The sequence below is a fragment of the Neotamlana sargassicola genome (assembly GCF_020523965.1).
Classification (GTDB): Bacteria; Bacteroidota; Bacteroidia; order Flavobacteriales; family Flavobacteriaceae; genus Neotamlana; species Neotamlana sargassicola.
In genome coordinates this window covers 321,940-344,297 of the sequence record NZ_JAJAPX010000002.1, presented here as the reverse complement: position 1 = coordinate 344,297, position 22,358 = coordinate 321,940, and the positions used below count along the sequence as shown (strand labels likewise).

The 22,358-nt window shown below is 36.1% G+C and carries 12 protein-coding genes; all 12 read right to left on the bottom strand.

All coding sequences use genetic code 11. The features are described 5' to 3' along the window. Positions 1-4: 4 nt before the first annotated feature. Positions 5-2,551: a GH116 family glycosyl-hydrolase gene (locus tag LG651_RS06295; RefSeq protein WP_226695282.1), complete on the bottom strand. Its 2,547-nt coding sequence runs from the start codon at positions 2,549-2,551 to the stop codon at positions 5-7. A gap of 1 nt (position 2,552) precedes the next feature. Continuing rightward, a complete protein-coding gene (locus LG651_RS06290; protein WP_226695281.1) occupies positions 2,553-5,102 on the bottom strand; it encodes a GH116 family glycosyl-hydrolase in 2,550 nt (849 codons plus the stop codon). Then, positions 5,099-6,664 carry a ThuA domain-containing protein gene (locus tag LG651_RS06285; protein WP_226695280.1) on the bottom strand — a complete coding sequence of 522 codons (1,566 nt, stop codon included), beginning with the start codon at positions 6,662-6,664 and terminating at the stop codon, positions 5,099-5,101. The genes LG651_RS06290 and LG651_RS06285 overlap by 4 nt, the downstream gene beginning before the upstream one ends. Positions 6,665-6,677: 13 nt before the next feature. Beyond that, positions 6,678-7,817 (bottom strand): lactonase family protein, encoded by a 1,140-nt coding sequence (locus LG651_RS06280; RefSeq protein ID WP_226695279.1) that lies wholly within the window; start codon positions 7,815-7,817, stop codon positions 6,678-6,680. 14 nt (positions 7,818-7,831) lie between these two features. Then, entirely contained in the window at positions 7,832-8,869 is a 1,038-nt protein-coding gene (locus LG651_RS06275; protein WP_226695278.1) for a family 43 glycosylhydrolase, read from the bottom strand. A 5-nt stretch (positions 8,870-8,874) separates the two neighbouring features. Continuing rightward, entirely contained in the window at positions 8,875-11,457 is a 2,583-nt protein-coding gene (locus LG651_RS06270; protein WP_226695277.1) for a GH116 family glycosyl-hydrolase, read from the bottom strand. Between the two features lie 2 nt (positions 11,458-11,459). Beyond that, positions 11,460-12,092: a GDSL-type esterase/lipase family protein gene (locus LG651_RS06265; protein ID WP_226695276.1), complete on the bottom strand. Its 633-nt coding sequence runs from the start codon at positions 12,090-12,092 to the stop codon at positions 11,460-11,462. Between the two features lie 12 nt (positions 12,093-12,104). Next, the gene (locus LG651_RS06260; protein WP_226695275.1) at positions 12,105-14,570 is read right to left on the bottom strand and encodes a glycoside hydrolase family 95 protein; all 2,466 of its coding nucleotides are present in this window, start codon (positions 14,568-14,570) and stop codon (positions 12,105-12,107) included. A gap of 10 nt (positions 14,571-14,580) precedes the next feature. Continuing rightward, positions 14,581-16,683: a Sip1-related alpha-galactosidase gene (locus LG651_RS06255; RefSeq protein WP_226695274.1), complete on the bottom strand. Its 2,103-nt coding sequence runs from the start codon at positions 16,681-16,683 to the stop codon at positions 14,581-14,583. 27 nt (positions 16,684-16,710) lie between these two features. Next, positions 16,711-18,258 carry a sulfatase family protein gene (locus LG651_RS06250; RefSeq protein WP_226695273.1) on the bottom strand — a complete coding sequence of 516 codons (1,548 nt, stop codon included), beginning with the start codon at positions 18,256-18,258 and terminating at the stop codon, positions 16,711-16,713. Between the two features lie 296 nt (positions 18,259-18,554). Further along, on the bottom strand, positions 18,555-19,946 hold the full coding sequence (locus LG651_RS06245) for a sulfatase family protein (protein ID WP_226695272.1): 1,392 nt from the start codon (positions 19,944-19,946) through the stop codon (positions 18,555-18,557). Positions 19,947-19,969: 23 nt separating this feature from the next. Further along, positions 19,970-22,321 (bottom strand): glycoside hydrolase family 95 protein, encoded by a 2,352-nt coding sequence (locus LG651_RS06240; RefSeq protein ID WP_226695271.1) that lies wholly within the window; start codon positions 22,319-22,321, stop codon positions 19,970-19,972. Positions 22,322-22,358: the final 37 nt, after the last annotated feature.

The following is a 22,358-nucleotide window of genomic DNA, read 5'->3' as shown; positions in this document are numbered from 1 at the left end:
TTCTTTATAGTTTTATGGTATAACTTTCATTTTCATCAATTACTTTTCCTTTTAGTTTTTTGGTTCCTATACCGTTTAGCGTAAAACTTTTTAATTCTATTTTTCCTGAAAGCACGGTTACAATTGCTTCATTATTTTTTACCTGGCATGTTCCCCAGCTATAACCATTACTCCAGAAATATTTTCCTGACTTGGACGTAAATTCCATTGATTTTTCTACAGCAGAAAAATGGAAGCCAGTATAGGCTAACAAACCACTATAAGAAGCCATAGCACGGGCATAACGATGCCCAAATTCGCCTTCGTTAAATGGATTTCTTTTTTTACCATCGTAACGATTTCTAACAGCAGTAAACACTTCTAACCCATCTTTTTCCATGCCTTCGTATAACATATGCGCACCAGTACTATATTCAAAACCTGTCATTACTTCACTGTAATAAGGAAAAGGACGAGCTTCTCTTTTACCTTTTGGGTAATATCCCATAATCAATCCTTTTTCGTTTCCTACAGCATAACTTCTAAACGTACTTAAATGGTTATTAAAATCTTCTTTCCAATTATATTTTTTGATGGTTTTTAGGGTGGTCTTCATATTATTTTTATCTAACAAATACCCTAAATCACAAATATGTGCCATGTATTGACCTACCAACTGATCGACAAGAATTCCTTCTCCAATTTGATAATCTGTTGGCTTAGGCACTTTTTGTATGTAATACTCACTGTTAAACAAGTTTTTATCTGTCCAATCACTACCACTTTTAAATATGGCTCTACATTTTTTTGCAAATGCTTTATCATTCATTTTAAGAGCCATTTCTTCTGTGGCACGCAATGCACCCAAATACCAAGTTTGCATCTGTGGGTTAGGGCCAATATAGTTTACATCCATGGTATTATGATGTTTTCCTTCTAACACACCATTGGCATCTTTATCCCAACCACTATCTTTCCAAGCAAATTCCATAGCAGCCTTTATATATGGATACAATTCTTTTAATTTTTTATCGTCTCCAGATAATTGCCATTCTCTATACATTTTCATTAAGCACCCTAGTTGCCCATCGGCTGCATCTTTTCTTCTGCTATGTTCTTCTGTTTTTATAGGGACTCTAACTCTGTGTGCCATATTTCCCGTTTGAAGATCGGTAGCATATTTAAACTCAACTTCTCGCATACTCATGGCTACATCTCCAAATAAGAAAGGTGTGGTAACCTCGTAATTCCAAACATGTGTACAAGATCCAAATCCCCATCCTGCTGCTGCTCCTTTAGGGTTGATGGCAATTCCTTTTACGCTTCCAGTACCTTCCCAACCAAATGTGTAACCATCTTCGTCTCTAAAAACAGTTTGAGAACGTAAATTGGCAACATTAAATAGTGCTGCTTCTTTAATCACCTCTGGCACATCAGTATCTACAAAAGCATTCACAAACTTTACCGTTCTTTTTTCTAAAACAGGAAGATTTGGAATAACTTCTTTAGCAACATCCCAAGCATTATTATATACAGTAGCATAATGATTCTTAATTGGCGGATGTTCACCATAATTAAATTGAGCCTCCCAAGCCAATCGGTACGGAAAATTCCATGTTAACACAAATACAAACTCTTTTGTACTATTAGCAGGTATTTTAGCTTTTATGGCTAGTGTAGCTGGTTTGTTTCCTGGGTACTCACCTTTTCGTTCTTCTAGTTCTCCATTATCATTTATGTCATCCCAAAAATCAATTAACGACCCATTCCATCCTAAACGTGGACTCCATTGCGTACGGTAGCTTACTCCTTTTGTTTCGGGTGTTGTAAGAGCCATGGTTCCCCATTTTCCATTTAGAGTGTCTACCTTTTTGTTCTCCATAAAAATACCGGTGAAATTCTGTTCTTTTTTAAAAGTGTTTTTATTTCCTTTTGAAGTTCCTCCCCATCCATCTGTACCAATAAAATTTGGAATAGCACCTAATACTGTGGTTTCAATGGCTTCATTTGTTTTGTTTTTAACAACATATTTTAAAATAGCCGTGGGCATGCTACTTGTTTTAGTATCTCCAGGAACCATTGGGTTAAAAGCTTTTAAAGTAACCTTTACAGGACTATTTTCATCGCTCAACTGAACTTTTGCCAATGGATACGCTGCCTGAAACTCACAATTACCAAAACGAGGAAAACCACTATTCAACTCGTTACTTCCCCAATCTCCATCTAAATTATTTGTAGAAAGAGGGCCTTCGAGCAATCTAATTTGTGTATCTCCTTGAGTTGCTTTAGTTCGAATGGCAAAAAAAGGAGCGATATTAATACCTCCTCTTCCAGAATTAAATACTGGTTTCCATCCCAAAGCCCCTTGGTTAGCTATTTCCCAATCACGTAAATCTCCTCTACCTCCCAAAGAAACCGTTCCTGTTCCAATACCTCCTAAAGGCATGGCTACTTTGGTTAAATATTCTCCTTTATAGGTTTTTAAAACAGGCCATTTATTTTCTTGCTCTTGACCATTAACGACAAAAATTGTACACAAAAAAACTAAGGCTATGTAAATATTATTTTTCATGTTATATTTTTATGGTTACACTTTCATTTTTTTGAATAGTTTTCTCTCTAAATTTCTTTTCACCTACTCCTTCTAACTCAAAAGTTTTCAATTTTAATTGTCCGTGCAAAACAGTTAGTGTTGCTTTGTTATTTTCTACCTCACATGTTCCCCAGCTATAACCGTTACTCCAAAAATATTTTCCTGGTTTAGCTGTAAATCTCATTGATTTTTCTACTCCAGAATAATGGAAACCAGAAGTTGCCAACACCCCTGCCCAAGCCATCATACTACGTGCATAATGATGACCAAACTCCGCTTCGTTAAATGGGTTTCTTTTTTTACCGTCGTAACGATTTCTGATATCTTGAATGGTTTTTAATCCATCTGCTTCTTGACCTTCGTAAATCATAGCTACAGCTGCTGTATGCTCAAACCCCGTCATTACCTCGGTAAAATAAGGAAAGGGTTGTTTGGGTCTTTTATTAGGATAAGCGGCCATTAATAATGCAGATTCGTTACCATAGGCATACGAACGCATAAAATTAGGGTGCTTCATTAAGTTGTCTCTATAATTGTATTTTAAAATAGATTCGTTGGTTTTTTTGATATTTTCTTTATCTACCAAATATCCTAAATCTAAAATATGAGCCATCACTTGGCCTACCAATTGATCTACCAAAACTCCTTCACCTAATTGATATTGAGGATCATCTGCCACCAAACGTCTCTTTACACGAATCAATCCTTTAGCAATGCTATCTATATGCATAGGTGGTACAATTTCTTGCACATAATATTCTCCATTAAATAAATTTTCATCTATCCACGCCGAACCATTGTTGTAAAGTGATTTACATGTTTTAGCAAATTTTCTATCTCCTAAATAACTAGCCATTTCTTGGGTAGCACGCAAGGCTCCTAAATACCACAATCCCATTTGCGGATTAGGCCCGTAATATTCTACGTCCATGGTATTGTGCTGACTTCCTTCCATCACGCCATCTTTATCAGGATCCCAACCCTTAGGAATCCAACAAAACTCCATTGCTTTTTTAACATTGCTCCAATTCTTTTTCAAAAATTCATCATCACCAGAAAGTTGCCATTCTCGGTAATACTTCATAATGCTTCCCATTTGCCCATCGGCAGCTGCCAATCCAAAATTGGTTCCTTTGGTTTTTAATGGTAAATGAATACGGTAAGACATCAATCCTTGTTCGTTGGTAGCATATTGAAATTCTACCTCTCGCATATTTTTAGCCACATCACCAAACAAAAAAGGAATGGTTTGTTCGTAATTCCAAACATGCGTACAGGTACCGTCACCACTACCTTCATTGTCTTTTATTCCTTCCCATCCTAAATAATATCCCGATTTGGTTTTAAATGCCAACTGCGTTCTAAAATGTGCCAAGTTAAACAAGGCTGCTTCTTTTATAATTTCAGGAGTATCGCTACTGATAAATGCCTTAACAAACGTTTTCGTTTTTTGCTCTAGCTCAGGAATTCTAGCCACGTGTTTTTGTGCTACTTCCCAAGAATCTTTAAATTGTGTTGCATAAAAATTCCCTACATTTTCTTTATTATTTCTCCATGCCGCTCTATTTGGAAAATGCCAAGTAATGTAAAAACGAATGTCCTTTTCTTGATTTGGAGCCAAGGTTGTTTTCACCGCCAAAGTACCCATGTTGTTTTTTTGAGCAGAGGTTCTTTCCTCTAGCAATCCATCATCTGTATAATCATCCCAAAACTCCAGCGTACTGTTTCCCCATTCTCCTGGTTGCCATGCAGTTCTATACGATATTTCGCCAGTGCTATTGGTAGTTAAACTAAAACTTCCATACTGCATACTTTCTTTATCCACATCTTTACCAGCTGTGTAGTGAATTCCTTTAATGCCATTTTCGGACTTATACGTATTTATATTTTGATAAGCTTTTCCATTAGTACCATCAAATCCAATAAAATTTGGAATGTTACCTGCTAAAGAAATGGTAATAGGTTTACTGCTAGTATTTTTTACTTTATAACTTAAAACAGCCATAGGTAAACTACTATCGTCTACATTTCCTGGAATTAAGGGATTAAATGCTCCAACAGTTACTTGTAGAGGTACTTCTTTATCTTTTAACAACACTTGTCCAAAGGGATAAGCTGTTTGAAAAGTAGCTTCAGAAAAGCGAGGCAATCCGTGATTAGGTGCCTTAGACCCATAAAAACCTTCATCATATTTAGCAGGTACAGGACCTTCTAAAAGCAAAGCTTTTGCTTCTTTTTCTGCTTCTTTATAATAAATTGAGAAAAAAGGAGCTCTATTAATTACAGCTACTCCCGCATATTTTGGGTTGAATCCTTTAGCCGGACGACTCATAATTTCCCAATCTTCCAGAGCGCCTCGTCCTGTTAATGAAACCGTTCCTGTACCAATACCTCCAACTGGCATAGCAATTCTATCTGTATGTGCCTGATCGTAATGCTTTAATACCGGCCATTGATTTTCTTGAGCGTTGACATACGTAAATACCAAAACTGCAATGATGAATTGATGTATATGTTTCAAATTTCTCATTTTTTAATATTGTAAGTTTTCATTAAATATTCTATTGTATTTTGTAATTCATTATTCGACAGTGGTCTTTCATAAATTAAAAATCTCGCAATTTCTCCATCAAAAGATTCGTGCCCTGGATGATTGGTAGCATCTCTCTCTTGACCTATTACCATTTTTGATGGATTTCCATTATTATTCACAGGAAAAAAACCTTCAGCTACAGGGGTAATTGAATTTATAAATAACTCCATTTTTGAATTTTCTTTACCCGCTTGCATTCTACCTATAACCAAATAATATTTAGCTGTTTTTAAAGGTTCTGAACTTATTAGGTGCAGACTATTTTTATTCCATAATCCTTTTGCAAGCGTATTCCTGGATCCCATCCAAATTAGATTTTCATCACTCAAACCAGCCCAAAAACCTTCGTAACTCCCTTTTTTATCAATATTTGTATTTCTTAAATTTCCAAAAAAAGAATTGACACCTGGTTTTCCTGGTACTTGTTGATAAACAGATAATATTGCACACCATGTGTACCCACTACCTTGGGTTAAATGATCAAAAGCGTCTTCTTGATTATTTACTAATTCTTGACGGTGAAATACTACACTGTTATGGCCATTTAATTCAGGAACGTTCATTTTTAATCTTGGCATACCAGAATTAGCTATTTTTCTTCCCTTGTTTTGTTTGTTAAAAGCAGTTACCGCATTATTTTGAATACTGTTTTTCCATGAACTTATCCTATTTCCTTTTTCAATTGTAATACCTTCATCTGGATTTAAATCTACCATTAAGTCTTTTTGTACTGGTAGTTTTAATTCTTTTTCTGTTTGTCCGGAGGCCCAAAGAATCCCTCCTTTAATTAGTTTTTGATAGTTTTCGTTTTTATAAATATCGATTGTATGGCCTAATGATGTAAAAAATGAACGACCTCCATCAAAATATTGATACCAAGTAAAAGGATGATCGCCTTGCATTTTTGGAGTTCCTGAATAAGAATCTTCATCTAAAGACAGTAACACATTTACCTTTTTTCTAGGATTATATGAAAAGGTGTGCCATTCATCTGTAAGAAACCACTCTTTAGGTAAATGACTTGTTGCTATTTGTGTACTATCTTCTACTAACAATTTTGCCTGCTGTACTTTAGGATGTTTTTCTAATCGTGTTCCTATTAGTTTCTCATACCATTCTTGAAATGCTACTTCTTCTTTCCATATAGCACCTGCACAATGAATCCCTACAAAACCACCTCCATTTTTAATATAATTTTGTAAAACTAAATATTGTGCTGTTGAAAAAATAGGCCCTTTATTTCCACAGTTGTTATTAAAAACAACAACATCGAAAGTAGCTAGATTTTTAGCTGTGATATATGCCGCATCAATAGAAGTAACAACCTGCCAATGGTTAGTTTCTCCTAAATCCTCAATCATTTGTAAAGCTATTTTTTTAGACTCATGCTGAAACCCATTGTCTGCCTGAAAATTAAGCACCTTTAATGTATGTTGTGCACTCATCACCTGTAGCGCACAAAACAAAAGTATAAAGCAAACTAATTTTATAGGTTTCATTAAATTATATCTTTTAAAACTTTAAGCAAACTGGCATACTTATGTTTGCAGTGTGTTCTGTTAATTCTAACATACCATCGGATTTTACCTTAAATACAATAATATTATCTCCGTACTGATTGGCAACTAATAAAAATTGACCATCGGGTGAAAGGGTAAAATTTCTAGGTTGATTAATTCCTGTACTTACATGCCCTTTCAATTCTAGTTTTCCAGAATCTAAAATTTTAAAAACTGAAATACAGTGATAACCATCCTTATGTCCTCTATTTGAAGTATATAAATATTTTCCATTTGGAGATATATGAATATCAGCAGCTGTACTTCTTCCTTTCAATCCATTAGGCAATAATTTTTGTTGATCAATCACTTCAAAAGTTCCATCTGGTTTTGGAAGTAAAGTCCAAACAACACTGCTTATCTCTCCTACCACAAACCACATATTTTTTGTTGGATGTAAAGCCATATGTCTTGGCCCATCACCAGGATTCATTTTAATGGCTACTTTACCTTTTTGGGGTACTCCTTTTACAATAGGGTAAGAAAGGATTTCATCTGTTCCTAAATCTGGCACGTAAATATATTTTTCGTCTTTTGAAAAATAAGTACTGTGCGGATGTGATACTTTTTGTCTAAAATGTACACTAGAACCTTCGTGCTTAAATGATGTTAAAATTTCAAGTTTATCACTACTATTTTTATAAACTGTAACACTTCCTTTTCGGTAATTTGCTACAGAAACAAGTGATTCATCTTTATTAAGTGTAACATGACAAGTCGTAGAACCTTCGGTTGAAATGTCTTGATTTAACTCATAGCTTCCGTCTTTGTCCTTTTTAAAAACACTAAGCTTTCCTTCATCTATTTCACTTACAGCATAAAGCTTTTCTCTATCTTTGGTTAATTCCAAAAATGATGGCTCCTGAACTTTTACCAGTAATTTTAAATTCGATATTTCTCCTGTTTCAGTATTAAAATCTGCTTGATAAATACCTTCGCTCGATTCTTTCGTGTAAGTTCCAATAGTTAAAGGAATACTATTGTTTTCTACTGACGTTGTTTTTACATGAGTAGCTGTTTTTTTTTTATTAGAACAATTAACATGTAACATAATTGTTAAAATAACTAGTAACAATGAAGGTATTTTTAGCATGATTTTAAATATTACTAATCTAAATTCTTAATTTCATATCGAAACAAATGTGCTTCGCCTTTACTTTGGCGCATACAAATTCCCCAACCAGGTATTTCACTTGCCGTATTTCCATCTTGTAAATGTGGTCTGTATAAACCTGGAGCCATAGGAATATGTTCCAAATTTTCTTGAAGCGGATTAAAGTCTAAACCATCTTCAGCCCAATGAATGGATTTACTTAAAGACGCAAGCGATGCAACACCTCCGTCTTGATTCCAAATTAACACTTCATGCCCTTTTTCTATTAAAGGATGATCGTATTTTTTAAATGGTCCTTCTGGGTTATTAGCCATAGCCACTCCCATTTGCGTACGTTTTGGCCCTTCTTTTCCATGTTCAATACAACGTCCTTTATAATACAACCATATTTTTTCGTCTTTTACTAATAAACTTGCATCGTCAACGCGATAACTATCAAAATCCGACGATACCTCACTATGAGCAATTACCACATTGTTTTTAGGTCTTTTAAAAGGGCCCTCAGGACTATCTGCCACTGCTACACCTATGGCTGTAAAGTCTGTAGTGCTGTTTCCTTCAAATTTTTTGTTAGGATTTCCTGGAGTTGGCTGTACTCCTGTGTAATACATGTAATATTTTCCTTTATAAGCTAAAATATTTGGTGTAAAAACGGAGTGACTATCAAAAGCGCCTTCTTCGCCTAAACCTAATGCCATACCTTGTTCTTTCCATGTATGCCCTTCATCGGTTGAAGTAGCATACCAAATAGTGCCCCAATACCCAGATCTTACAGGCTTGTCCATTCTTGTGTAATACACGTAATATGTATCGTTCACCTTAATAATATCACTTGGATCTCTTCGGTTATAAACCGAATCTTTTCCAATTCCTGTAACCTCAGAATAGGTGAAACTTACAGGTTCCTTTTTTACAATTATTTCCTGAGACAATGGTTCTGTCTTCGTTTTTTTATTTCCACAAGCCACCATGAAAATGAAAATTATTCCGGCTAATGGTAAATACAAATTCGTTTTAAATTTAGTTGTCATTGGTTTTATATTTTAATTTGAAATGTTTCTCCTGATTTTATAAGTGCTTTTTTTATTTTTTTAGTTCCAACACCATTTAAAGTGAAGCGTTCTAGTTCCAATTCTCCATAAAGTACAGTTAACAAGGCTTCTTTATTTTTCACGTCACAAGTTCCATAACTGTAGCCATTGCTCCAGAAATATGTTCCTGGTTTTGATGTAAACGTCATAGATTTATCTATGGCAGAATATTGAAACTCGGTAACTGCTAAAATACCTGCCCAAGCCATCATGCTTCTGGCGTAATGGTGGCCAGCTTCGGCTTCGTTAAACGGACTTCTTTTTTTACCGTCGTAACGATCTCGGATATTTTTAATACATAACAAACCATCGTCTGTTAAACCTTCTTGAAGCATTCCAACGGCTGCTGTATATTCAAAACCTGTCATGACTTCGGTGAAATACGGAAATGGTTTTTCTGGTCTTTCTCCTGGGTAAGCCGCCATTAATAAGGCCGACTCGTCGCCAAGAGCATACGATCGATGAAAATTGGCATGCGAAGCCATATTTTCTACATAATTATACTTTAAAATAGATTCCAACGATTTTTTAATATGCTCCTCTTTTGCTAAATACCCCAACCCTACGATATGAGAAAATACTTGCCCAACTAACTGATCGACCAAAACACCTTTTCCTAATTGATAATCTGGCGACGTATAATCGACACCTTTAGTAGAGCCTGTTGCGCCAATAAGTGCTTCGGCTACATTATTAACCGACATTGGTGGTTGAATATGCTGCTCATAGTATTCCCCATTAAATAGATTGTCGTCCATCCATTTTGAACCCGATTTATAAAGCCCCCTACAGGTTTTAGCAAATTGCTTTTCTCCCAAATAATCAGCCATTTCTGCTGTAGCTTTAAGCGCTCCCAAATACCAAAAACCCATTTGCGGATTTGGTCCAAAATACTCCACATCCATGGTGTTGTGTTGCGAGCCTTCCATAACACCATCTTTATTAGCATCCCATCCACCATCAATCCAACAAAACTCAAGTGATTTTTTAACCATTGGCCAATGCTTTTTAAGGAAATCATTGTCACCCGAAAGTTGCCAATCGCGGTAAAACTTCATAATACTTCCCATTTGTCCGTCGGCAGCAGCTTTTCCCCATTTCTGGCCCTCTTCTAAAGGCAAATACACACGAAAACTCATTAAGCCTTGGTCGTCTGTAGCATAACCAAATTCTACATCGCGCATGGTTTTTGCTAATTCACCAAATAAAAAAGGCGTTGTTTGCTCGTAATTCCAAACGTGTGTACACGACCCAAAACAAGACCCGTGCGTATCAAAAAGCCCTTCCCAACCTAATACGTGACCACTTTTTATTCGAAAAGCTAATTGTGTACGTAAATGCGCCAAATTAAATAACGCCGATTCTTTAATTTCCTTTGGAAAATCACTTTTAATTAAAGCGTTTACAAAGATTTTCGTGTTATCTTCTAGAGTGTTTAAACGCGGCAATGTTTTTAAAATAACATCCCACGAATCGTTATATTTTGTGGTGTAATAATTGCCAACAGTGGCTTTTATATGCTTTTGAAATCCTGGTTTATCCCAAGTTTGTCTGTTTGGAAAATGCCAACTAATTAAAAATTGAAAATTTCTTTCTTCCCCTGGTTTTAAGGTATTTTTTACCGCAATAGAACCCATTGGCGCGTTAGCCGATTTATTTTCTCTTTTTTCTAAAACACCATCGGCACTAAAATCGTCCCAAAAATCTAGTCGCTTTTTGTCCCAACGACTTTTCATTTCTTGCCATGCTGTTCGGTAACTGGTTTCGCCATTGTTTAACGACACAAAACTCATTGTGCCCCATTGTTCGCTTTCAGGATCTACACCTTCGGTTGTGTAATGAATCCCTTTTACCCCTTTTTCTTCACGAATATTATTCACATTTTTTATGGCTTTTCCTCGTGTACCATCAAACCCAATAAAATTTTGAATACTTCCTGAAATAGATATCGATATAGGTTTATCGCTAATGTTTTTCACCTTATAGTTTACAATAGCCATAGGAATACTACTATCGTCTATATTTCCTGGAATTAAAGGATTAAACGCGCCAACAACCACCTCAACTGGAAGACTTTCATCACTTAACAATACTTGGCCAAAAGGATATGCTGTTTTAAAAGACGCGTTGCTAAATCGCGGTAACCCATGCTGATTAGAATAGGCGCCCCAAGCCCCTTCATAATTCGATTCGTCTGGTGGCCCTTCCAATAATCTTGTTTGTTTTTTGCCTTGTCCGTCTTCAACATAAATTGCAAAAAAAGGTCCTTTTTGTTTTACTGGTCCGCGATTTTCTAAAGTTGGATTAAACCCTTTGGCGGGGCGATTCATAATTTCCCAATCCTCAAAACCACCGCGACCTGTAAATGAAATTGTGCCCGTTCCTATACCGCCAATTGGCATTTTTATTTTTTGAATATGCTCTTGGTCGTACGTTTTTAAAACCGGCCAATTTAATTGTTCGCTTTGGGCAGTGACAGTTCCAATAATTAATAAAAATAATATCTTTAGTTGGTTTAGTTTAGTCATGATTATTGTAGTTTTTTTGAAATTAATTTAGCCATTAAAGCGGCACCTTCTTCTTCGGGATGAACACCATCTGGAACCAATTTTTCTTTATCAATAAAAGGCTCATATAAATCAATTACGGATAAGTTATTTTCTGTTGCCAAAGCCTTAATAATTGGAATAACTTCTTGTTTTACAATGTCGCCGTTAATAGAAAATTTACTATGCTCGTAAACTGGAACAGGTAAACACAAAACTATTTTTGGAGACGATGACATAGTTTGAAACGTATCGATTAAACTTTGATAACTTTCTTTAAAGTCTCGGGCGTTCCAGTTTTGTGGTTTAGAATCGTTTGTGCCTAATTTAATAGTAATAATATCTGGTTTTACAGCAAATACATTCGAAAACTCTTTACAATTCCAATACGGTAAATTACCATTAATTAAAGCCGTTGCCCCACTTCTACCTAAATTAACAACCGAATAATCATCGCCTAACAAATCACTTAAAACTTTAGGATAAGCCGTTACACTTTGCTTTTTATGTCTGGCACCTGCAGTAATACTGTCGCCAACACAAGCTATAATTTTTGGTTTGGTAGTACAGGACCAAAACATTAAAAGTGTACCCATTAATAAAAATGCTTTCTTCATAAATTTATTTTTCTATTTAGATTTCCAAACTTTAACTTCATCCTTATTCAAACTAAAAACTTGAGATAAGTTTCCTTCTGAATAAATTCTAAAACTAGTATTGGTTTTTGCAGTTATTTTAGCTTCAGTTAATTTTCCGTCTTCCCAAGTTATATCAACTTCCAATCCTCCGCGTGCTCTTAAACCTTTTACACTTCCGTTAGGCCAAGCACTAGGTAAAGCGGGTAATAGATGTAAAATGTATGGTGCATTTGCGATATTATCATGAGGTGTTTTAGGTATAAAATGATTAGAATTTGGTTTATTTTGATACCCTACAAAAGCAGCCTGTTCTATTTGTTTTGCTGAATTATTAACGCTTCGTAAATGACTTTGCAATAGCATTTCGCAAACACCAGCAACCCCACCAAAATTACCGTCGATTTGAAACGGTGGATGAAAATCGAACAAATTTGAATATGCGCGTTTTGACGTTAAAAATTGATAGAATTGGTGTGCTTTATCTCCATTGTGCAATCGTGCCCAAAAATTAGTTTTCCACGCCGTACTCCAACCGGTTGAAATATCTCCTCTGTGTTTCATTGTTACCAAAGCCGCATTGGTTAATTCAGGTGTAGTTAACGGCGAAAAATCGCGTCCGGGATGTAGAGCTATTAAATGTGAAATATGGCGATGTTGATCTGTTGGACTGTCCCAATCTTCTGGCCATTCTTGAATTTGACCGTACTGTCCTATTTTTTGGGGTGTTAACTTCGGAATGATGGTTTTAAGTTTTGCTCGAAACGCTTCATCTTTATTTAAAACTATTGAAGCCTCAATACAATCGGTAAATAAATTAAGTGCCAATTGCTGCTCGAAAGAGGCGCCGTATGCTTGCTTATTTAATTTCCCAAACGCTTTTACCAAATAGGCATTTTCTGGAGACCAAGTTGGATATACTACTAAAGAACCATCTTTCCAAGGCGCTAAAAACTCCATGTAAAACTCGGCGGCTCCTTTTAATATTGGATAAACGTCTTCTAAATATTTTTTGTCTTTACTAAAAGCATAATGCTCGAATAAATTTTGGCACAACCAAGCACCCGATTGTTGCATTCGGCGACCATGAACATTAGGCGCTGTAAACCCAAATACATTTCCGTTAAGTCCCATACTCCATCCTTGCTCTATTCCAAAAGATTCTTTGGCGGTGTGTTTACCAGACTCTGCAATGGTTTTTAAATAAGACACATAAGGTGCAAACGAACTTGGTAAATTGGCGGTTTCAACCATCCAATAATTCATGGCTAAATTAATATCGGTATGGTAATCGGCGTTCCATGCAGGTTTTAAATGTCCGTTCCACAAACCTTGCAAATTCGATGGTACTGCTGCATTTCTAGAACAACTTAACTGCAAATAACGCGCGTAATTAAAATATAGATTTTCTAACTCTAAACTCGGGCCATTTTTAATTAACTCGTCGGTGGTTAAGTTTAACGGTTTGTATTCTAGTTTAAACTCGCAATTATCCATTAAACTAGACACATCTTTTACATGTGCATTTTTAAGCGCATTGTAACCTAAGTTTAACGCTTTTTCTAAAGTTTTTTCGGCATCGGCCTCAAAATCTCGTCCTTTAAAGCTTGGATAATCTGGCAAATAATCGGTGTAAGCCGAAATATAAATTTTTACATCTTTGGCGTTTTCAACTTGTAACTCGCCGTTATTATTGGCTGTTATTTTAGCTTTACCAGCATCAACATAAACTCTTTTTTGAAACTGAATCGGGTCGTTTTCCATAGCAGCTTCACCATTTAAAACTAACAGATTACCATCAGCCTTTAAACTGGTAATTTTATGTAATGAGCTTGCTTTGATACTTAGGTTTATAGTTGCATTTTGAGCGCTATAGCGCATAACAACCACATCATTTGGATAGCTACAAAAATATTCGCGCTTAAAATTAGCTTTCCCAATACTATAATTTACAGAGCCAATTCCTGTAAAGGCGTTTAACGAGCGTGTATAATTTGAAACTTCATTTGGATTATGATTGGTTGTAATAAATACATCGGTAAATGGCGCATAATTACCCAAAGGTTGCTCGCTACTTAGATATTTTGTAGACATGGCTTCCATACTTCCTTCGGTAGTGCCATATTTTTCAGTACGGTAGGCTTCACGAACTTTATCGAAGTTTTTATAAGCGCCTATTCTTGTTCCGGATTGTTCAACTTCATTTAAACCTCTTTTAGCGTTCATCCATAATGTAATATCGTTAAGCATGATATGCTCTTCGGCAATTCCGCCAGAAAACATTGCGCCTAAACGCCCGTTGCCCAGAGGCAAAGCCTCTTGCATGTATCCTGGTTTTCGGTAGTCATTGCGCTGCGCTTCAGAAAAACCAGTGGCTGGTTCATCGTAAGTTAGTAAAAATTGCGCCTGAACTTGAATTACAGAAAACAATAAAATGGTTATGGATATTAAATGTTTCATTAGGTTTTATCTAGTCTACTTTTGTGCTAATGGTATAATTTTTATCGGCTTTTGGTGTTGTTAATTTCCCAAACCACAAACCATCTTGCTGTGCTGTAAATTCAAAGTTTTCAGAATGTGGTGTTTTACCGTTTGTCCACAATAACAAATCGCCATTTTCAACCATTTTTATCTTAATTTTATTTTCTTCAACTTCTAACAAATTAAAAGTAGCAGCAGACAAATATTTATCTGGACGACCAATAACTGCCCAACCTTTTTTAATAGGGTTTAGCAATAGCAAACGCTCTTTTCTTGATGCCAATGTAAATGAATAATCGTCTTTTAAAACTTGTACGGTTTTGTTATAATAATCGTACAACAAAACTCCTTCTTTTGGTGTTTGCCATAAGCCCACGTAAGGCTGAATCATTCCTCCAGCAAAAGCATAATCTTTTAAAGAAACTTGCGTATAAACTTCTTTATCATCTTGATTTAAATTGACTGCCATAATAGCCGCAGTTTGGTTTTTTAACGGTGCAATTACTCGAAAGGCTTTCCCGTCGAAATAAGGATCTTGCATTAAACTTTCCGGTAAAGGAACAGCTGGTGCCAAGGTGCCTAAAATGCGTCCATCTCTGTAAGTTAAAGGTTTTAAAACGGCATCGTCGATATGTTCTGGCACATCAGAAAGATAAATAGGGCCTCCAGACATGGCTCTAGCTACTGCCATTAATTGGGCGGTTTCTTCGAAATTTGCATAAAACATGTCTTGGTCTAACCAATGTGTATGCCCCAACCAAAACGAATTGGCAAAATTTTGAACAAAAGTAACATCTAACCTATCTTTTGTAGTTTTATAATCTACGCTTCCGCGGATAAGTGCACTATGCCTGTGATTAAACACATTAAAATTTTGTTGTGCAATGCAGTTTAGCAACATTAAATCTTTGTCTTTACAATTTTCTTCTAAGGCTATATTGTTATGATGTACACCTAAAATAGCATTACTAGCTCCTTCGTTATTTCTGAAATTATCTGATTGAAAATCGACTTTAATAATATCGAAACCATTGTCTTTGGTATTTTTTGTCATTTCATGGAAAAAGGCGTTGGCCGATGCTTCTGAAATTTTTGGTGTTAAAATTGTTCTTTTACCACTTGGGTTTCGCGCTGCCAAATGTTCGCTTAAACTAGGCATGTTATGCTCTGGCGATACAGCTCCAAAATAGCCGTTAAAATTGCGCCAAATACCCATCCATTTTATTTTTTCGTCCTTTTGACTGGTGATAGGTTCCCAGCCGTTTGGAAACTTCTTTTTATCTACCCCAAACGATAATAATGCTCCGTTTTTATGGTCTAAATATCCATCATCAATCAACATCCATCTAAACGGAATAGCACTTTCTTTTAAGCCATTCAAAGCACTCAACATATTATTTTCATCAATTTTATGCTTATAATGTTCCCATGAACACCAGCCTAAATAATTATAGGCCTCGGGATACTCTTTTTGAGAGCGCCAATTAATGTTTTCTTTTACATTATCGATTTTCATCGCTCCTTCCCAAGCCATTTTAGCTGCTTCGTAAGGGTTATTTGATTGTCCGTAACTTATTAATGGAACAGCAACATTTTCGGATGCCGCACCATAGGTTGCCACCGTTAAAAATGCTTTATTATTGTGAATAGAAAACGTATTACCAATTCGGTTTGACACTAAAGGCAGAAGCGCTAAATAGTCCCCATTTGCTTTTTGAAGCATCATAAACGCACCTAAATTTATATGGCTATCCATTCTTGGTTTTTGGTGTTTGTAACCATCTAATTCGGCAATATCATTAAACCAAAGTGGTTCTACTCTATTACCGGCCGCTAGTTTTTTTGAAAATGGGCGGTAGTAAATACCACGATTATATTCTGGAAAATCCAATGGTATTTCTGCAATAACTCCTGTAGAATCTGGTGTTAATTCTTGTTTAGAAACCGTTATAACTCCATTTTTGTTTAAAGCGGATAGATTTAACGTTTCGGGAAATACATCAAAACTTGAATTTTGCTTTTTTGCACCGCTTTGCTCCTTACAAGACAGTAAGCAGGTTATGCATAAAACACTAAGTATTATATTTTTCATTGGATTATTTATTCGTTTAAAGCGCGCTTAATTAATAATTGGTTCTATCTGTTTCCAGTCATCCATTCCTTCATTTTTTTGAACTTTACCTTTAGTGCTTCTGCCATCTAAAATAATTTTCTTGAGTGCTGCTTTTAACACAGCTGCTTTTTCTGGAAAGGCACCAATTAAATTATTAGTTTCGCCTCTATCGGCTTTCAAATTATATAATTGCATCTCTGGCAACACAAGGGCTTCGCTTTTTATATCCTGTGGTCTTGGGTAACTCCATCCGCCAGAACCTGGACAAACAATGAGCTTCCAACTATCTTTTCTAATTGCAAACGACCCATTAATGGAGTGATGCACAGTATACTCACGAATATTTTTATCGCTTGTCCCAGTAATTAATGGTAGCATACTATAGCTATCTTCAGCTTCATTATCATTTAATTTAAACTTAGTAATGTCGGCACAGGTAGCGAAGAAATCGGTAGTACAAATGGTGTTATCAGAATAGGTATTCTTTAAGGATTCTTTTGGCCATTCCACTATAAAAGGCACGCGATGTCCGCCTTCAAAAATATCGGCTTTGGCACCTCGAAACTCCGAGCTTGGGTTGTGCTTCACTTTTTTTAGTTCATCGAAATTAGCTCTTGGAGAACAACCATTATCGCTAGTAAAAACCAATAATGTATTTTCTGAAACGCCTTGTTTTTTAAGCGCTTCTCTAATTTGTCGTACCACATCGTCTACCTGCATTACAAAATCACCGTACATATTGGTATTACTCTTTCCAAGAAACTCAGTTGTTGGTAAAATTGGCGTATGTGGCGCTGGTAATGGAAAATATAGGAAGAAAGGTTGCTTCTTTTTTGATGCTTTACTAATATAACTAACCGCTTTGTTGGTTAAATCTTGAAGCACATTGGTATGGTCGAAATCATCGGAAGTTGGGCCTTTTCGCCAAAAGCCTTTTTCGTCTACGTTAATAGTTGTTTTGGTTGGCACCATAGTTGGCATGTCGTTTTCAACATACACATAAGGCGCCATATCAAGCGAGCCACAAAAACCAAATGAATAATCGAAACCATGAGTTGATGGTCCGTTTTTCACGGCCTTGGTATAATCTACAGCGAGTTGAGCGTCCCATTTGTTTCTAGCGGATTCATCGGCGCCTTCTTGAATAGTCCAGTCCCAACCTAAATGCCATTTACCAATAAAAGCGGTTGTGTAACCTTGTGTTTTTAACATTTCGGCAACTGTGGTTCGTTCTTGTTTAATTAAAGACTTTGAAAACCCACCAAGTACCGATTTTTTTAATGTTGAACGCCAATTGTAACGCCCCGTTAAAATACCATAACGTGTTGGTGTACAAACTGCCGACGAAGTGTGCGCATCGGTAAACTTGATGCCATTCGCTGCCATATCGTCTAAATTTGGTGTTGGAATTTTACCTTCCGGATTAAAACACTTGACATCGCCATAACCTAAATCGTCGGCTAGAATATAAATGATGTTTGGATTTGCATCGGCCTTTTGAGCTTGCATTGTTATTATTGAAAAGGACAATAAGAAAAATAGCAGTTGTTTCATCTTAATGAGTTTGTTGTGATGTGTTTGTTATAATTTTTAATTTTTGTTTATCATAATCTTTTATCTCAGTTGCACATAGCTTACTTTATAAATTCTGAAATGTACTCCGCTTATAATTCATATCCTTTTTTAGTTTAGTATACATCATCATTTACTATTCAATAATCAGAATGAATTATTTTTGAAGCTTCATAAATATCATTAACTTTTAAAAGCCCAAAGCATAAGGAATGCACAACTTAACTTGGTTAAAATTTACTTTAAAAGCTTCATATTTTTTCTAAACTTTTGTGACATTATGGTTTCTTGTAAACAGATTTTCTTGAGTTTTTACCAATCACATCATCGTAACCTAAATCATCTTTTATAAATTCAATTTGCTTCAATAGCTTGTTTACAATTTCAGGATGTTGCGCCGCCACATTGGTAGTTTCACCTATATCTTCTTTTAAGTTGTACAGCACGATTTCCTGAATCGGCGCACGGTCTTCTGGAGCTACGTGTTGCGGCCAGCGTTTAACTATTTTGCCCTTTAAACTATCGCCTGGAATGAAGAGCTTCCAGTCGCCCATTCTTACAGCTCGCAAGGTTTCATGCTGATAGAAAAAGAAAGAACGTTCTAATTTCTTTTGATTTCCATGAAGCACTTCGGAAATATCCACACCATCAATAACCCTATCCGCGGGAAGTTCTGCATTGGCGATTTTGGCTAGCGTAGGAAGCAAATCGATAGTGGAAGTAACCAAATCTGAAGTGACTCCCGCCGGTACTCTGCCTGGTGCGCGAACAATACACGGTACACGAAGCCCGCCTTCGTAAGCACTCGTTTTTGCGCCGCGTAATGGCGCACAATGGCCACCATCGTCTCCCTTAATCCACCACGGACCATTATCACTGGTGAAAATTACATAGGTATTTTCATCTATACCTTGATCTTTAAGAGCTTCCATTAAACGGCCAACATTAAAATCTATTTCTTCAATTACGTCACCATAAAGCCCCTCTTTTGTTTTTCCTTTAAAATTTTTGGAAGCAAAAAGCGGCGTATGTGGCATGGTATGCGCCAAATAAAGAAAGAAAGGTTCTTTTGTTTTTTTTATAAAATCTATAGCCTTATCGGTATAAAGTTTAGTCAATGACGACTTATCATCAATTTGTCCAATCATTTTCTCTCCATCATAAAGATTGGAACGGTCAGAATGCCCTCCCGGTCCCCAAACCAAGCTAGTATCGAATCCCTGATTTACTGGATTAAGATTGGGGTTAAATTCAATCCTTCCTGCCAAATCCCACTTTCCAAAAATGCCACTTTTATAACCTTGAGCCTTTAATACTTCCGCCATGGTAACTTCAGAAAGCGACATGGCGGGATGTGGAACGGCAGGGTCGTTTTCTCTTTTAACTCTTAAGGGATAACTGGCAGTCATTAAAGCAGCTCTGGATGGGCCGCAAACCGTTTGCGCATAAAAACTGGTGAGTTTCATTCCTTCATCGGCCATTTTATCAAGATTAGGCGTATTAAATCCTTCCGCTCCAAAACAGCCCACATCCTGATACCCCTGATCATCAGTAAAAATAATGACAAAATTAGGCAAACTTGGTTCAACCTTTTCATTACTTTTTTCTTTACACGACACATTCATCAATACCGTAAAAGAGACTATTATTAGTGCAAGAAATGTTTTCATCCTTTAATGATTTTTAATAATGGCTAAAGTGGCAATTGAATTTTTTGACCCACCTCAGTTTCTATATTTATAACTTTATCTTTATATTTTACTTTGGCCATCCCTCCTTTTTTGGAATATATTTGGGCATCTATCAACATGCCTGCTTCCCATTTTAAATTCACTACAAAGCCACCTTTAGCACACAACCCTTTTACTTCTCCATTTTTCCAATGGCTTGGTAATGCCGGAAGTAATCGAATTTCTCCGGTATGACTTTGTAATAACATTTCTGAAATACCTGCGGTAGCCCCAAAATTGGCATCGATTTGAAACGGTGGGTGTTGACCAAATAAATTGTAACTAATTCTTTTGGATAAGAGGGTTTTTAAACTTTTTTCTGAATTATCACCATCACCTAAACGCGCATACTGATTAATTAACCAAGCTGAACTCCAACCTGTATGGCCACCGCCATGTTCAATTCTATAATCTAAAGACTTTTTAGCGGCATTGGCTAGTTCTGGAGTTTCTTTTAAATCGATTTGAAAACCTGGATGTAATGCATACAAATGGGAAATGTGTCGGTGGCCTTTTTCAATTTCTTCGAAGGCTTCGTTCCACTCTAACAACCTACCGTCGGCACCTATTTGAGGGCCTTGTAATTGTTGTTGAGCTTGTTTTACAGCGTTTAAAAAATCATCTTGAATTCCTAGCGCATTGCAAGCATCAATATAATTTTGAAACAATTGCCAAATAACTTGTTGGTCGTGTGCAGGCGCCATACAAATTTTACTCATGCTACCATCGGGCGCTATAAATTTGTTTTCTGGAGAAACCGATGGCCCTGAAATTAATTTTTTAGTTTTTGGATCGGGTATTAACCAATCTAAATAAAATTGTGTAGCACCTTTTAAAACAGGAAATTTACTTTTAAGAAAATCTTCATTTAAAGTAAAATAATAATGCTCCATGATATGCGTAGTTAACCACGCTCCTGCGCCTACATGCATTCCCCAATCGGACTTTTCACCTGGCGCTGTAAACCCCCAAACATTTGTTACAGGGTGCACCACCCAACCGTTTGCATTATAATGTACTTTTGCAGTTTTGGCTCCTGGTTTTTGCAGCATTTCCATTAAACTAAAAAGCGGCAAATGCATTTCTCCTAAATTAGCAACTTCGCTAGGCCAATAATTCATTTGTACATTAACATCGGTATGGTAGTCGCCATTCCAAGGTGTTTGCAATTCGTTAGCCCAAATACCTTGTAAATTGGCGGGTAAAGTTCCTGGTCTGGACGAAGATATTAGTAAATATCGACCGTATTGATACAATAATTCAACCAGATGTAAATCTGATTTTTTATTATTAGATTTAAATGTTTTTAAACGTAAATCGGTTGGAATCGTATCTAAACTAGATGTCAATTTTAATTGCACTCTATTATAATACTTTTGATAGTCGTTAACATGCGAAACTAAAACAGATTCGTATGCTTTTTGCTGAACATCTTTAAGATTTTTCGCTGATATTTCCTCGTATAGTCTTCCTTTAAAATCTGGGTAACTTAATTTGTAATTTGTTGACGCCGTTAGGTACAACACCACTTCGTCAGCATTTTTAACTTCAAGAAATCCATTATTAAAATTGAGCGTTCCATTTTTATTTTTGGCTGATAATCTGGTAATATATTCCAGACCTTTTCCTCCACTTCCATTAGAAAGCGCTCCTTGCATAACCAATTCATTTGCTGTAGATTTTGTTTGATAATGTTCTGGCCGTGTTAAAGTACTTTTAAAAGAAATACTTTGTGGTTTATTGGCTGATAATTTTACCACAAGTGCTTGGTCGGGATAACTTACAAAATATTCACGTTGATATTCGACTCCATTTTGAGAATAACTTACTCGAACTACGGCTTCATCTAAATCTAATTCACGATGATAATTTTCAAAACTACCAGTAGATTCAAAATCTAGCCACAAATCGCCTAAGGTTTGAAAACACCCAAAAGGCACGTTAGCACCTTTACCTAGCCCAGTACCTGCACCTTTACAAATTTGAGTCTCCTTTGTTAAGTGCGTAGCTTCTTTGTATTTACCATCAAAAAGAAGATTTCTAATATCGTTTAAGGCATTAAACGCTTCGGGATTATCGTTGTCGCTAGGACCACCAGACCACATGGTTTCTTCATTTAGCTGAATCCGTTCATTATTTACATCGCCGTAAACCATTGCTCCTAACGAGCCGTTCCCAATAGGTAGGGCTTTTAACCATTCCAGATCGTTTCGTTTTACAATGGCTGCATTCGATAAGGCTCCAGATTTTGCTGGCTGTTGATACCATAATTTTAAATGAGAAGTTCTGTTTTCTTGTTGCGTATTGCAAGACATGAAAAAGCAACTAAAACTTAATATTAAGCTAGTATAT